At 71.6% G+C, this 13,492-nt stretch carries 13 protein-coding genes and 2 pseudogenes; 14 read left to right on the forward strand and 1 reads right to left on the reverse strand.

The genetic code is table 11. From position 1 onward, the window contains the following. Nucleotides 1–72 precede the first annotated feature (72 nt). From ACQEV2_RS37050 to ACQEV2_RS37085, 8 genes and pseudogenes are all read left to right on the forward strand, one after another. Nucleotides 73–1,209 carry an LLM class flavin-dependent oxidoreductase gene (locus tag ACQEV2_RS37050; RefSeq protein WP_433051875.1) on the forward strand — a complete coding sequence of 379 codons (1,137 nt, stop codon included), beginning with the start codon at nucleotides 73–75 and terminating at the stop codon, nucleotides 1,207–1,209. Beyond that, the gene (locus ACQEV2_RS37055; protein WP_433051878.1) at nucleotides 1,206–1,718 is read left to right on the forward strand and encodes a GNAT family N-acetyltransferase; all 513 of its coding nucleotides are present in this window, start codon (nucleotides 1,206–1,208) and stop codon (nucleotides 1,716–1,718) included. Before ACQEV2_RS37050 ends, ACQEV2_RS37055 begins: the two co-directional genes overlap by 4 nt. Next, on the forward strand, nucleotides 1,715–2,677 hold the full coding sequence (locus ACQEV2_RS37060) for an ABC transporter substrate-binding protein (protein ID WP_433051881.1): 963 nt from the start codon (nucleotides 1,715–1,717) through the stop codon (nucleotides 2,675–2,677). Before ACQEV2_RS37055 ends, ACQEV2_RS37060 begins: the two co-directional genes overlap by 4 nt. Continuing rightward, nucleotides 2,670–3,434, forward strand: coding sequence for an amino acid ABC transporter ATP-binding protein (locus ACQEV2_RS37065; RefSeq protein ID WP_433051884.1), 765 nt, complete (start codon nucleotides 2,670–2,672; stop codon nucleotides 3,432–3,434). Before ACQEV2_RS37060 ends, ACQEV2_RS37065 begins: the two co-directional genes overlap by 8 nt. Nucleotides 3,435–3,473: 39 nt before the next feature. After that, the gene (gene ssuE / locus ACQEV2_RS37070; protein ID WP_433051887.1) at nucleotides 3,474–4,031 is read left to right on the forward strand and encodes an NADPH-dependent FMN reductase; all 558 of its coding nucleotides are present in this window, start codon (nucleotides 3,474–3,476) and stop codon (nucleotides 4,029–4,031) included. A gap of 51 nt (nucleotides 4,032–4,082) precedes the next feature. Beyond that, nucleotides 4,083–5,245 (forward strand): annotated as a pseudogene (locus ACQEV2_RS37075) (LLM class flavin-dependent oxidoreductase). Between the two features lie 137 nt (nucleotides 5,246–5,382). Next, complete coding sequence (locus ACQEV2_RS37080) at nucleotides 5,383–6,663, forward strand: acyl-CoA dehydrogenase family protein (RefSeq protein ID WP_433051889.1); 1,281 nt, start codon at nucleotides 5,383–5,385, stop codon at nucleotides 6,661–6,663. A gap of 82 nt (nucleotides 6,664–6,745) precedes the next feature. Next, nucleotides 6,746–7,204: an RrF2 family transcriptional regulator gene (locus tag ACQEV2_RS37085; RefSeq protein WP_093910565.1), complete on the forward strand. Its 459-nt coding sequence runs from the start codon at nucleotides 6,746–6,748 to the stop codon at nucleotides 7,202–7,204. A 27-nt stretch (nucleotides 7,205–7,231) separates the two neighbouring features. Here ACQEV2_RS37085 and ACQEV2_RS37090 read toward each other — a convergent pair. Further along, nucleotides 7,232–7,666 (reverse strand): annotated as a pseudogene (locus tag ACQEV2_RS37090) (SAM-dependent methyltransferase); the annotation flags it as partial. Nucleotides 7,667–7,894: 228 nt separating this feature from the next. Here ACQEV2_RS37090 and ACQEV2_RS37095 point away from each other — a divergent pair. From ACQEV2_RS37095 to ACQEV2_RS37120, 6 genes are all read left to right on the forward strand, one after another. Further along, nucleotides 7,895–7,963: a putative leader peptide gene (locus ACQEV2_RS37095; RefSeq protein WP_433055073.1), complete on the forward strand. Its 69-nt coding sequence runs from the start codon at nucleotides 7,895–7,897 to the stop codon at nucleotides 7,961–7,963. A 68-nt stretch (nucleotides 7,964–8,031) separates the two neighbouring features. Beyond that, nucleotides 8,032–8,922, forward strand: coding sequence for a glutathione S-transferase C-terminal domain-containing protein (locus ACQEV2_RS37100; protein WP_433051893.1), 891 nt, complete (start codon nucleotides 8,032–8,034; stop codon nucleotides 8,920–8,922). A 434-nt stretch (nucleotides 8,923–9,356) separates the two neighbouring features. After that, nucleotides 9,357–10,340: an amino acid ABC transporter permease gene (locus ACQEV2_RS37105; RefSeq protein ID WP_433051896.1), complete on the forward strand. Its 984-nt coding sequence runs from the start codon at nucleotides 9,357–9,359 to the stop codon at nucleotides 10,338–10,340. Next, entirely contained in the window at nucleotides 10,337–11,122 is a 786-nt protein-coding gene (locus tag ACQEV2_RS37110) for an amino acid ABC transporter ATP-binding protein (RefSeq protein WP_433051899.1), read from the forward strand. Before ACQEV2_RS37105 ends, ACQEV2_RS37110 begins: the two co-directional genes overlap by 4 nt. A 38-nt stretch (nucleotides 11,123–11,160) precedes the next feature. Next, nucleotides 11,161–12,180 carry a transporter substrate-binding domain-containing protein gene (locus tag ACQEV2_RS37115; protein WP_433051902.1) on the forward strand — a complete coding sequence of 340 codons (1,020 nt, stop codon included), beginning with the start codon at nucleotides 11,161–11,163 and terminating at the stop codon, nucleotides 12,178–12,180. 77 nt (nucleotides 12,181–12,257) lie between these two features. Next, a complete protein-coding gene (locus ACQEV2_RS37120; RefSeq protein WP_433051905.1) occupies nucleotides 12,258–13,475 on the forward strand; it encodes an LLM class flavin-dependent oxidoreductase in 1,218 nt (405 codons plus the stop codon). The last annotated feature ends 17 nt before the right edge of the window (nucleotides 13,476–13,492 follow it).

Below are 13,492 nucleotides of genomic sequence, written 5' to 3' on the forward strand. Positions count from 1 at the left end.
ACGGTCCCCACCCGTGCTTGCTCGCCGGGCAGTCAGTCATGCCCGGCGTCGCATTCCCGAAAGGCCATTCCCATGCCCGTGGAGTTCCTCGGCATCGCCGCCACCAACGACGGCTCCGAAACCACGCCGCGCTCCGGCGCCGCGTTCGACAAGGAGTACACGCTCCGGCTCGCCCGGGCACATGAGGACCACGGCTGGGACCGGGTGCTGTTCGCCTACGGCTCCGGGTCGCCGGACCCCGCACCGGCCGCCGCGTACATCGCGAGCCGGCTGGAGCGCCTGCAGATCCTGCTCGCCCACCGGCCCAACGTCTCGTACCCCACCTTCGCCGCCAAGACCTTCGCCACCCTCGACCGGATCAGCGAGGGCCGGCTGACCGTGCACTTCATCACCGGCGGCAACGACCACGAGCAGGGCCGCGAGGGCGACACCCTCACCAAGGACGAGCGCTACGCCCGCACCCGCGAGTACATCCGGATCGTCAAGAAGATCTGGACCACCCACGAGCCCTTCGACCACGAGGGCGAGCACTACCGCTTCCACGACTTCGTCAGCGACGTCTTCCCCGTCCAACAGCCGCGCCCCGGCGTCTCGTTCGGCGGCTCGTCGCCCGCCGCGTACGCCGCCGGAGGCGCCGAGGCCGACATCTACTGCCTGTGGGGCGAGCCCCTGGCGAAGACGGCCGAGCAGATCGAGAACGTCAAGGCCGCCGCACGGGCCGCGGGCCGCACCGACGTGCCCCGCATCCAGGTCGCCTTCCGCCCGATCATCGCCCCGACCGAGGAGCTGGCCTGGGAGAAGGCCCACCGCACGGTCGGCGCGATCAAGGCCCGCAAGGAGCGCGGCGAAGCCATCACCAAGCGCCACAACGGCCACGCCCAGCCACAGAACACCGGCTCGCAGCGACTGCTCGCCATCGCCGAGGCGGGGGAGCGCTACGACCGCGCCCTGTGGACCCCGACCGCCGCTGCGACCGGTGGCGCGGGCAACTCCAACGCCCTGGTCGGCACCCCCGAGACGGTCGCCCAGGCGCTCCTCGACTACTACGACCTCGGCGTCGACATCCTCTCCGCGCGCGGCTACGACCTGCTCGACGACGCCATCGACTTCGGCCGGTACGTGATCCCGATCGTCCGCGAGGAGGTCGCCAAGCGCGACGCCGCACGCGCGGCCCGCGGCACGCAGACCCCGGCGGCGGTGAACGGATGACCGCCGCCCCCGAACTGACGGTTATTCAGGTACCCGTGTCCGATCCACGGGTGAGACCCCTGCTGCGCGAACTGGGGCACGAGTACTCGACGCGCTACGGCAAGGACGCGCACGCCGAGATCTCCCGCTACCCCGACGAGGAGTTCACCGAACCGTACGGCGGCCTGCTCCTCCTGCTGCTGGAACGCGGCGAGCCCGTGGCCGGCGGCGCCTTCCGCCGGTACGACGCGACCACCGCCGAGCTGAAGCGGATCTGGACGCACTCCGCGCACCGCCGGCGCGGCCTCGCCCGGCGCGTCATCGCCGAGCTGGAGCGCGAGGCGGGGACACGAGGCTACCGGCGCGTCTACCTCACCACGGGGCCACGCCAGCCCGAGGCCCGCGGGCTGTACCTGGCCACCGGCTACACGCCGCTGTTCGACACGGCGGCCGACCCGGAAACCATCGGCCCGCTGCCCTTCGAGAAGCACCTGACCACCGAAGCACCCACGGGAAGGGCCGCCGAGTGAACGTCCCCCGCATCAGACCACGCCTGCGCCTCGCCGCCGTCCTCATGTCGCTGCCCCTGCTCACGCTGACGGCCTGCGGCAGCGGCGACACCGCCGGCACCGCGCCCGCGGGCGCCCAGGCCTCACCCGCGCCGACCGACGACCCGGTCGCCGCTGTCCGCAAGGTGGACTCCGTCGCCGCCCTGCTGCCCGCCGACGTCCGCAAGGCAGGCGCGCTGCGGGTCGGCAGCTCGATCGGGTTTCCGCCCGGGGCGTACTACCCGAACGGCACCGACAAGGCGCCCGCGGGGCAGGACATCGACCTCGCCGACGCGGTGGCCAAGGTGCTCGGCGTCCAACTGGAGCGACAGGACGCCTCCTTCGAGACGATCCTGCCCGCCCTCGGCAGCGGCAAGTACGACGTCGGCACCGGCAACTTCGGCGTCACCAGCGAGCGGCTCAAGACCATCGACTTCGTCACCTACATCAACGACGGCCAGGGTTTTGCGGTGAAGAAGGGCAACACCGCCCTCAAGTCGAAGATCACCGACCTCACCCAGCTGTGCGGTCTCACCATCGGCACCGGCGCCGGCACCACCTTCGAGGCGACCCTCACCGCGCAGAAGGGCGTGTGCGCCGAGGCGGGCAAGAAGCCGTACGACGTGAAGGTCTACTCGGAGAACGCTGCGACGCTCACCGCGCTCCAGCAGGGCCGTATCGACGTGATCATGTCGACGATCAACGGTCTGCGTTACCAGGCGGCCCAGCCCGCCTCGCAGACCGCCTTCCTCGGGGAGTTCCACCGCCTCGACGTCGGCTTCGCCTTCAAGAAGGGCTCCCCGCTCACCAAGGCCTTTCAGGCCGCCGTCAACGAGCTGATCAAGGACGGCACCTACGCCCGGATCCTGAAGAAGTGGGGCACCTCCGCCTCCGCGATCGAGACGTCGCGGATCAACCCGCCCGAGCACGAACATGAGTGACGTCATGGTCGACGTCCGTGGCGTCCACAAGAACTTCGGCCCGCTGGAGGTGCTGCGCGGCGTCGACCTGCAGGTCCGCGCCGGTGAAGTCACCGTGATCCTCGGCCCGTCCGGCTCGGGGAAGTCGACGCTGCTGCGGACCATCAACCACCTGGAGAAGGTCGATCGCGGCTGGGTCGGCATCGACGGCGAGCTCATCGGCTACCGCCGCTCGGGCGGAAAGCTGCACGAGCTGAAGGAGAGGGAGGTCCTCAAACAGCGGACCGCCATCGGGTTCGTCTTCCAGAACTTCAACCTCTTCCCCCACCTGACCGTGCTGGAGAACCTCGTCGAGGCCCCTGTCTCCGCGCTGCGCCGCCCGCGCAAGGAGGCGGAGGAGTCAGCCCGCCGTCTCCTCGAACGGGTCGGCCTCGCGGGCAAGGCCGACGCCTACCCACGGCAGCTCTCCGGCGGCCAGCAGCAGCGCGTGGCCATCGCCCGTGCCCTCGCCCTGGAGCCGAAGGTGCTGCTCTTCGACGAGCCCACCTCCGCGCTGGACCCGGAACTGGTCGGTGAAGTCCTCGACGTCATCAAGGACTTGGCCGGCACCGGGACCACCATGATCGTCGTGACGCACGAGATCGGCTTCGCCCGGGAGGTCGCGGACACCGTGGTGTTCATGGACGCCGGAGTCGTCGTCGAGCAAGGGCCGCCCGCGGCCGTCCTGGACAACCCGCGCCAGGAGCGAACCCGCGCCTTCCTGTCCAAGGTCCTCTGACCGACCCTCACCGCCGCTCTTACGAAAGGTCCTCCTCGTATGGCCACCATCCTGTCCGTCTCCGGCAGCCCTTCCGCCGCCTCCCGCACCGCCCGCCTGCTGCGCCACCTGGACGACCGGCTCCGGGACCAGGGGCACGAGGTGATCCCGCTCGACGTCCGCACGCTCCCGCCCGAGGCCCTGCTGTACGCCGACTTCGGCCACCCCGCGATCGTGGAGACCGCCGCCCTGTTCGAACGCGCGGACGGGGTCGTGATCGGCACTCCCGTCTACAAGGCGGCCTACTCCGGGCTGCTGAAGTCGCTGCTCGACCTGCTCCCGCAGTACGCGCTCGCGGGCAAGACCGTCCTGCCGCTGGCCACCGGCGGCACCACCGCCCACGTCCTCGCCATCGATTACGCCCTGCGTCCCGTGCTGAGCTCCATGGGGCCCGCCCACATCACGCCCGGCTGGTTCACGCTGGACAAGGAGATCACCGTGGGCGACGACGGCAGCCTGGCCGTCGCGCCCGGCGCCGCCGAGGCCCTGGCCCAGGTCACCGACCAGTTCTCGCTGGCGCTCGGCGGCCGCCCGACCCTGCTGGCAGCCACCGGCTGAGCGCCGCGACCGTGCCCGTCCGCCACCGAAAGACCCCGATCGGAGACCCCCGTGTCCCTCACCTTCCACTGGTTCCTGCCCACCAACGGCGACAGCCGCCACGTCGTCGGCGGTGGCCACGGCACCCCCGCCACCGCGTCCGGCCGTGACCGGCCGCCGACGGTCGCCTATCTCAGCCAGATCGCCCGTGCCGCCGAGGACCTGGGCTTCGTCGGCGCGCTCACGCCCACCGGCGCCTGGTGCGAGGACGCGTGGCTGACCACGGCCATGGTCAGCCGGCACACCGAGCGGCTGAAGTTCCTGGTCGCCTTCCGCCCGGGCTTCGTCTCGCCGACGCTCGCCGCCCAGATGGCGTCCACCTTCCAGCGGCAGACCGGCGGACGGCTGCTGCTCAACGTCGTCACGGGCGGGGAGAGCCACGAGCAGCGCGCCTACGGCGACTTCCTCGACAAGGACGACCGTTACCGCCGTACCGGTGAATTCCTCCAGATCGTACGGGGGTTGTGGGAGGGCAGGACCGTCGACCTGGTCGGTGAGCACCTCCAGGTCGAGGACGCGAAGCTGGCGAGGGTGCCCGACCCGGTCCCCGAGGTGTACTTCGGCGGCTCCTCGCCCATCGCCGGGGAGATCGCCGCCCGGCACGTCGACGTGTATCTCACCTGGGCGAGCCGCCGGCCGCCGTCGCCGAGAAGGTCGCCCGGATCCGGGCGCTGGCCGAGAAGGAGGGGCGGAGCGTCCGCTTCGGGATCCGCCTGCACGTCATCACGCGGGACACCGCCGAGCAGGCGTGGGCCGAGGCCCGGCGGTTGCTGGACGGCTTCGACACGGAGACGGTACGGGCCGTACAGGCCGGTCTCGCCCGCAGCGAGTCCGAGGGCCAGCAGCGCATGCTCGCGCTGCACGGCGGCCGCACCGACGACCTGGAGATCCACCCGAACCTGTGGGCGGGCATCGGGCTGGTGCGGGGCGGTGCGGGCACGGCGCTGGTCGGCAGTCACGACGAGGTCGCCGAGCGAATCGCCGAATATCACCGGCTGGGCATCGACGAGTTCGTGCTCTCCGGCTACCCACACCTGGAGGAGGCGTACTGGTTCGGCGAGGGCGTTCTGCCGCGGCTGGAGGCCCAAGGGCTGTGGAACCACCCGTTCCGCAGTGCGACGGCCGCGCCGCCCGTGGCACGGATTCCTTTCGCGGACGCCGGGAGCCGAGGGTGACGTCCCCGCCGCACCGCCCTCGCGAACTCGTCACTCGGGGGCGGTAATCGGCCACCCGCCCACGCATTCCCTAGATTTCCTATCGAATTACTAGGGAAGTGTTGACCCTCGTCCGTGGAGCGAGTGAGGATGACGCCATGACGATCGCCCCTCCGGCCCCGCACGCCCCCTTCGGCGACCCCGAGCGGGGAGCGGGTGCGACGTCGCCGGACGCGACGGCCGCCCAGGGAGCCGGGCGGGACGACTGGCTCCACATCGCCCGTGAACTGGCGGACGACCTCGCCACGGACGCGGTCGAGCGCGAGCAGGCCGGCAAACCTCCGCTCGACGAGGTCGCGCGGCTGCGGGAGTCAGGGCTCCTGACCCTGCTCGTACCGGCCGAACGCGGCGGAGGGGGCGCCGACTGGCCCACCGCCTACACGGTCGTACGGACCATCGCCGCGGCCGACGGGCCCGTCGGTCACTTGCTGGGCAGCCACTACTTCCTGTCCTCCGGCCCCCGGTTCTTCGCCGCCCCCGACCGTGCCGCACGCATCGAGCGGGCGTTCACGGCGGGGCAGTGGTACTGGGGCGGCGGTATCGCCTCGCAGGAACCGCCGCTCATGCTGACCCCGACGGGCGGCGGCTATCTGCTGGACGGGCACCAGCGGTACGGCTCGGGAGTCGGGATCGCCGACCGGCTGGTGGTCCGTGCCGCCGTGCCCGGCACCGGCGAGCCCCTCGCCGTCCTCGTCGACACCGCCCACCCCGGGCTCGTGAGCGGCAGCGGCGGGGAAACGTTCGGGCAACGGCTGGCGGCCGGTGGCGGCGTGGGGTTCGACTCCGTGCCGGTCGCGGCCGACGACGTGCTCGGCTCCCTCTCCGCGGACGAGGGTGTCCTGTCACCCTTCGCCGGTCTCGCCGCACCCACCGCCCGCCTGGTCTCCGCCCAGTTCTGTCTCGGCGTCGCCGAGGGACTGCTCGGTGAGGTCCGCGAGCACGGCAGGGCGGCGCAGTCCGCCTGGCAGCCGTTCTCCCCCCAGCCCTGGCCGGGCAGTCCGCCGCAGGACCCGTACGTGCTGACCGCGTACGGCGAACTCGCCGTCGCCGCCCGTGCCGCCTCCGCCCTCGCCGACCAGGCCGTGGAGGCCCTGACATGCGGCCTCGCTCGGGGCGAGGACCTCGACGACGAGGAGTGCGCGGAGATCGCCGTCCTCGCCAGCGCGGCCGAGGCGGCCGCCTCCCGCGCCGCGCAGGAGATCACCACCGGCGCCCTGGACGCCGTCGGTGTCCCCGCCGCCTTCGCGCGGCACGGCCTGGACCGCTTCTGGCGCGACACGCGCACCCACACCCTGCGCGAGCCGGTCGCCCACCGGCTGCGCGAGGTCGGGGACTACTTCCTCAACGGCGCGCATCCTCCGTTCAGCCTGCCCGCCTGACGGAGCGAGGCGGCTCCTCCGTCGGAACAGGCTCCAGGGGGCGCAGGCGGGCGAGCGCTCGGCAGTGATGGATAATCTCGGCATGCGGATCTCGGCGAGGGCGGACTATGCGGTGCGGGCGGCGTTGGAGCTGGCCGCGGCAGGGGACGACACGTCGCTCAAGGCCGAGGCGATCGCCGAGGCGCAGGGCATCCCGCACAAGTTCCTGGAGGGCATCCTGGGCGACCTGCGCCGGGGCGGCCTCGTGGTCAGCCAGCGGGGCGGCAAGGGCGGCTACCGGCTCGCCCGCCCGGCCGACTCCATCCCCATCGCGGACGTGATCCGGGTGGCGGACGGCCCCCTCGTCTCGGTACGCGGCGTCCGCCCACCCGACCTCTCCTACGTCGGCCCGGCCGAGTCCCTGCTGCCGCTGTGGATCGCCGTACGCGCCAACGTCCGCAAGATCCTCGGCGAGGTCACCCTGGCCCACGTGGCCGCGGCCAAGCTGCCCGACGACGTCCTGAGCCTCGCCGACGACCCCGAGGCGTGGACGAATCCCTGACGGGGGCACCCGCACTCCGAACCGGGGTCAGCCGGCCGGCTCCTCCCACACCGACACGTGCTTGCCGCTCTCGCCGGTGAACGGCTCGCGTGCGTACGGACCAGTGCTCGGCGCGCCCGTCGGTGAGGGTGACGTAGTGGGAGCTCATCGCCTGGGTGGCGACGTCGTAGGTGTCGAACGCCCAGCGTGACTCGCTGACGTGGAACGGTACGGCGGTCTGCCCGGGCGGGAGCTTGCGCAACTCGGGGACCATGACCTCGACGACGAAGCAGCCTCCGGGCGCCAGGTGTGCGGCGACGTTGCGGAAGCAGCGCGGGACATGTCGATGCCGTGCACCGGAACCCCGCGGACGGCCAGCGGCAGCACGATGCGGCCGGTGCCGATGCCGAGTTCGAGAGCGGGGCCGTCGCCGGCGAGTTCGACCAGTACGCCGACCGCCGGGCTCGAACTCCCGCCCTCGTACGGGCCGCACGCGGGGGCCGCTGTGTGGGCGACGAGGGAGGCGACGGACCGGGGTGTCGGACGCGGAGGACGTCTCGTTCGTTCGGGTTCGAATGGTGCGGAGAGCCGATTGCCGCTCGCTCCACGGACGCCCTCTTGACGTCGGCCGCGGACGGACCGACACTCCAAGCAAGTTTCCTAGTGAATTGGTAGGGAAGTATGGGGCACCCAGATCCGGTCACCGGCCGAATGAGCCGTTCGCCCCTTCTCACATCCCGCCGTCACATCGATCTGCTGCGCGTCTGCAGCGCGATCTGACCCCCTGAGGCCGAGCCCGCGTCCGCTTCCGCCCTGCGTACGTCCACACGCATGCCCCGGGGAGAGTCATGTCCGTCACACCGCTGGCCGCCCACTCGTCCGCGCAGACCGCCCCGGCCTTCCGGGGCCGGATCGGCCGGGACGCGCGCAGCGGCCACTACGCCGTGCCGCGCCGCTACCGCCTGCACCTGACCACCGCCTGCCCGGACGGCCTGCGCATCGCCGTCGCCCACAGCCTGCTGGACCTGGACGACGTCTGTCCGGCGACCTTCCTTCCCGCCGTCCCCGACTGCCCCGACGGGGGACACGCCGTCCTGCGTCCGCTGTACGACGCCAGCGCCCACCGCTACGCCGGACCGGCCCTCGCGCCGGTCCTCAGCGACGACTGGTCCGGGCGCATCGTCAGCACGTACGCACCCGACATCATCCGTGACCTCGCCCGGCGCTTCGGCGGCGGCCGGCCGGAGCTGTACCCGGGCGGCGCGGAGTCGGAGATCGAGGCCGTCGAGCGGATGTGCGCCCGGAGCATCGAGGAGGCCGCGCAGGGCGCTGGGACCGCCGGTACCGAGCGGGCGGAGCACGACGAAGCGCTCGACACGCTGCTCCGGTCGCTGGGCGCGCTGGACCGGTGGCTGGAGGGGCGCCCGTACATGATCCGCGATCAGATCACCGCCGCGGACGTCGAGTTGTGGGTCAGCCTGGTCCAACTCGACACCGTGCACCGGCACCACCTGGACGCCGCCGCGGTGCAGCGCATCGCCGCCCACCCCGCCCTGTGGGCCTACGCCCGCCGGCTCGCCGCGCACCCGGCCTTCGGGACGCACCTCGACCTCGACGCCATCGCCCGTCGCCACCACGCCCGTTGCCGCGGTCTGGAGGCCGCCGGATCCGCCGTCCAGATCCTGGACTGGGCCGCCCACGCCGCGGGCGGAAACGGGACGCGACCGCAGGTCGGCTGACCGGGGGCCGTTCCATTCAGCGAACCGGCGTTGACATTCCTTCGGTCAACTGCCTTAACTTACGGCTCAATCAGCGCGAGGCCTCCGAGGCCGTAGCAGTGAGGGTGACGACATGTTCGCAGCCACCAGGCCGGCCGCACGCCGGTCCCCGGGCTGCGTTCCGTCGTACGCGAACCTCCTCGTCGCCGACCGGGCCGTAGATCTGCTCCGTGTGAACAGCGCACTGTGTACCGCACCGGGCCGTGCCCGCCGCCGGGGCTGACGCCTCTTCCCAGCCCCGGCGTTCCTGACGAACACCGCCCGAGCGGTGTGCCGTTGCCCGCCCCTTCCCCGGTACCCGTGCGTTCCCGCGTGCCGCGCTGCGCCGTAGAGAGTCCCGCGTAGCCGCACGTACGCCGTGGTTCCGGGGTGTCCCACTCCCGCCGGAGCCCTCCATGAGTGAACCCTCAGGCGCCGCCGTGTCCCTCGCCGAGGCACCGCCGCCCCTCGACCCCCCGCTCAAGCCGCTCACCGCCCAGCGAGTGATGCCGCTGCGGCGCCCCGGCCGCTGGATCGCCACCGCCGTGGTCCTGGTCCTGGCCGCCCAGTTCGTCCACGGCCTGGTGACCAACCCCTTCTACCAGTGGGACCGCTTCGGCTACTGGTTCCTGCGGCCCACCATCCTCGACGGGCTCCTCATCACCCTCGAAGTCACCGCCTACAGCGCCGTGCTGGGCCTCCTCGGCGGCATCCTGCTGGCACTGGCCCGGCTCTCGCAGAGCCCGGTGCTGCGGGCCGTCAGCTGGACCTACGTCTGGGCCCTGCGCTCGATACCGCTCATCGTGGTCCTGCTGTTCCTCTACAACTTCAGCGCTCTGTACAAGACGCTGAGCGTCGGTGTCCCCTTCGGGCCGGCCTTCTTCACCTTCGACGAGTCCAGGCTCGCCACCGACATGGTCATCGCGGTCATCGGCCTCAGCCTCCACGAGGCCGCCTACGCCGCCGAGGTCGTCCGCGGTGGCATCCTCTCGGTCGACCAGGGCCAGCACGAGGCGGCCGCCGCGCTGGGGCTGCCGAAGGGCTACCAGTTCAGGAAGATCGTCTTCCCGCAGGCGCTGCGCTCCATCACCCCGAACTATGTCAACCAGCTCATCGGCCTGATCAAGAGCACCTCGCTGGTCTTCTACGTCTCCCTGCTCGACCTGTTCGGCACCGCGCAGTCCATGGGCTCCACCTACCCCGGCGACATCGTGCCGCTGCTGCTCGTCGTCACCGTCTGGTACCTGATCCTGACCAGCGTCGTGTCCGTCATCCAGTTCTACGTCGAGCGGTACTACGCCCGCGGCGCCACCCGCACCCTGCCGCCGACCCCGCTGCAGAAACTGCGGACCTCTCTCACCGACCTCAGGGCCCGCATCCGCAGGGAGGCCGCCGTATGACCGCCGACACGCTCCAGCACGCGGCCGCCGCCGTCGAGGTGCACGACGTGCACAAGTGGTACGGCGCCCACCGGGTCCTGAGCGGGGTCGACCTGACCGTGCGGCCCGGCGAGGTCACCGTGATCCTCGGCCCGTCCGGCTCCGGCAAGTCCACCCTGCTCAGGGTCATCAACCACCTGGAGAAGCCCGAGATCGGCCATGTCAGCCTCAACGGCGAGCTGATCGGCGTACGGCGGCAGGGCGAGCGGCTGAAGGAGCTGAGCGAGCGGGCCATCCTGGCGCAGCGCAACCGGATCGGGTTCGTCTTCCAGAACTTCAACCTCTTCCCGCACCTGACGGTCCTGGACAACGTGGCCGCCGCCCCGGTGGCGACCGGGAAGCTCACCAAGCCCGAGGCTCTGGAACTCGCCCGCGACCTCCTCGACCGCGTCGGCCTGGCCGACAAGGCCGGCGCCTACCCACGGCAGTTGTCGGGCGGGCAGCAGCAGCGCGTCGCCATCGCCCGTGCCCTCGCCCTGCGCCCCGGCGTCATCCTCTTCGACGAGCCCACCTCCGCCCTCGACCCCGAGCTCGTGGGGGAAGTCCTCTCCGTCATCAAGGACCTGGCGACCAGCGGCACCACCCTCGTCATCGTCACGCACGAGATCGGCTTCGCCCGCGAGGTCGCCGACCAGGTCGTCTTCATCGACGGCGGCCGGATCGTCGAACAGGGCCCGCCCTCCGAAGTCCTCGACAAGCCCCGGCACGAACGGACCAGGGACTTCCTCGGCAAGGTCCTCTGAACCCCCTTCATCAAGAACTCTGAACGACAAGGACAGCCATGCCCACTCACATCTCCCGACACAGCCTGTTCCGCGGCATCACCGCGGCGACCGCTGTCGCCACCCTCGCCGCCGGCCTCGCCGCCTGCGGGGGTGACAGCGACGCGGCCACCCGGACCGACACCGCCGGCACGGTCACCGTGGGCCGCCTGTCCAACGGCGCCGCCAAGGAGGCCACCCTCAAGGTCTCCGAGGTGAAGTCCATCAGCGACGATCTGCCCGACGCCGTCAGGAAGAGCGGCAAGCTGGTGATCGGCTCCGGCACCCTTCCCTCCGGGGCACCGCCGCTGGGGTTCACGGGCAGCGACCAGAAGACACTCACCGGTTCCGAGGTGGACCTGGCCCGGCTGGTCGCGGCCGTCTTCGGCCTGGAGCCCGAGGTCAAGCGGTTCACCTGGGAGAACCTCTTCGTCGGTATCGACAGCGGCAAGGTGAACGTCGGCTTCTCGAACATCACCGACACCGAGGAGCGCAAGCGGAAGTACGAGTTCGCCTCCTACCGCAAGGACGACCTCGCCTTCGAGACGCTCAAGTCCTCGAAGTTCGCCTTCGACGGCGACTACAAGGCCCTCGCCGGCAGGACCGTCTCGGTCGGCGCGGGCACCAACCAGGAGCGGATCCTGCTGGAGTGGCAGAAGAAGCTCCAGAGCGAGGGCAAGAAGCTCACCGTCAAGTACTTCCAGGACAGCAACAGCACCTACCTGGCCCTGAGCAGCGGCAAGATCGATGCCTACTTCGGCCCCAGCCCCAACCTCTCCTACCACGTCACCCAGAGCGCGAGCACACCCGACCCGACCAGGATCGCGGGCCGGTTCTCCGGGGCCGGAGCGACCCTCCAGGGCCTGATCGCCGCGACCGCCAAGAAGGACAGCGGCCTCGCCAAGCCTCTCGCCGCCGCGATCAACTACCTGATCGACCACGGCCAGTACGCGAGGTGGCTCGCCGCCTGGAACCTCTCGGGTGAGGCCGTGGCCAAGTCGGAGGTCAATCCGCCCGGCCTGCCGCTGGACAACTCCTGAACAGTCGTCGGGTGCCGGTCACCGATCACGGGGGCCGGCCGCCCTCCCCTCGCGGGCTTCCAGGAAGGCACCCACTCGTGTCCTCAACTCCTTCTTCTTCCCTGCACCTTGCCGTCGCGCTGGACGGCACCGGCTGGCATCCCGCGTCCTGGCGCGAGCCGGTGGCGCGGCCCCGGGACCTGTTCACCGCCGCCTACTGGGCCGACCTGGTCGCGGAAGCCGAGCGCGGGCTGCTCGACTTCGTGACCATCGAGGACGGCCTCGGCCCGCAGTCCTCCCACTGGCTGGACCCGGACGAGCGCACCGACCAGGTCCGCGGCCGCCTCGACGCCGTCCTCATCGCCTCCCGCGTGGCACCGCTGACCCGGCACATAGGCCTGGTGCCGACGGTGGTCGCCACCCACACGGAGCCGTTCCACATCTCCAAGGCGATCGCCACCCTCGACTACGTCAGCTCCGGCCGCGCAGGCCTGCGCGTGCAGATCACCGCCCGCCCGAACGAGGCCGCGCACTTCGGCCGCCGCACCATCGCCCGCATCGAGGCCTACGACAGCCCGGCCGCCCGGGAGGTGGTGACCGACCTCTTCGACGAGGCCGCCGACCACGTGGAGGTCGTGCGCCGGCTCTGGGACAGCTGGGAGGACGACGCGGAGATCCGGGACGCCGCCACCGGCCGCTTCATCGACCGCGACAAGCTGCACTACATCGACTTCGAGGGCAGGCACTTCAGCGTCAAGGGCCCCTCCATCACGCCCCGCCCACCCCAGGGCCAGCCGATCGTCAGCGCCCTCGCCCACGACACCGTCCCGTACCGGCTCGTGGCCCGCGCCGCCGACATCGGCTACGTCACCCCGTACGACGCCGACGAGGCCCGCGCCGTCGTCGCCCAGATCCGCGCCGAGCGGAACGCCGCCGGGCGGACGGCCGAACCCCTGCACATCTTCGGCGACCTCGTGGTCTTCCTCGACGAGGACCCCGCCCGCGCGAGGGCACGCCGGGAACGGCTCGACGCGCTCGCGGGACAGCCGTACCGAAGCGACGCCCTGGTCTTCACCGGCACGCCCGACCAACTCGCCGACCTGCTCCAGGAGTTGCACAGCGCAGGCCTGTCCGGCTTCCGGCTGCGGCCCGCCGTCGCCGGCCACGACCTCCCGGCGATCACCCGGGGACTGGTCCCCGAACTGCAGCGCCGGGGCGCCTTCCGCCGCGCCTACGAGGCCGACACCCTGCGCGGTCTGCTGGGCCTGGCCCGCCCCGCCAACCGCTACGCAGCCGCGGCCGCGGCAACCGTCTGAGCCGGAAGGAACCGCAG

This window comes from Streptomyces sp. CA-251387, from assembly GCF_050936625.1.
Lineage (GTDB): Bacteria > Actinomycetota > Actinomycetes > Streptomycetales > Streptomycetaceae > Streptomyces.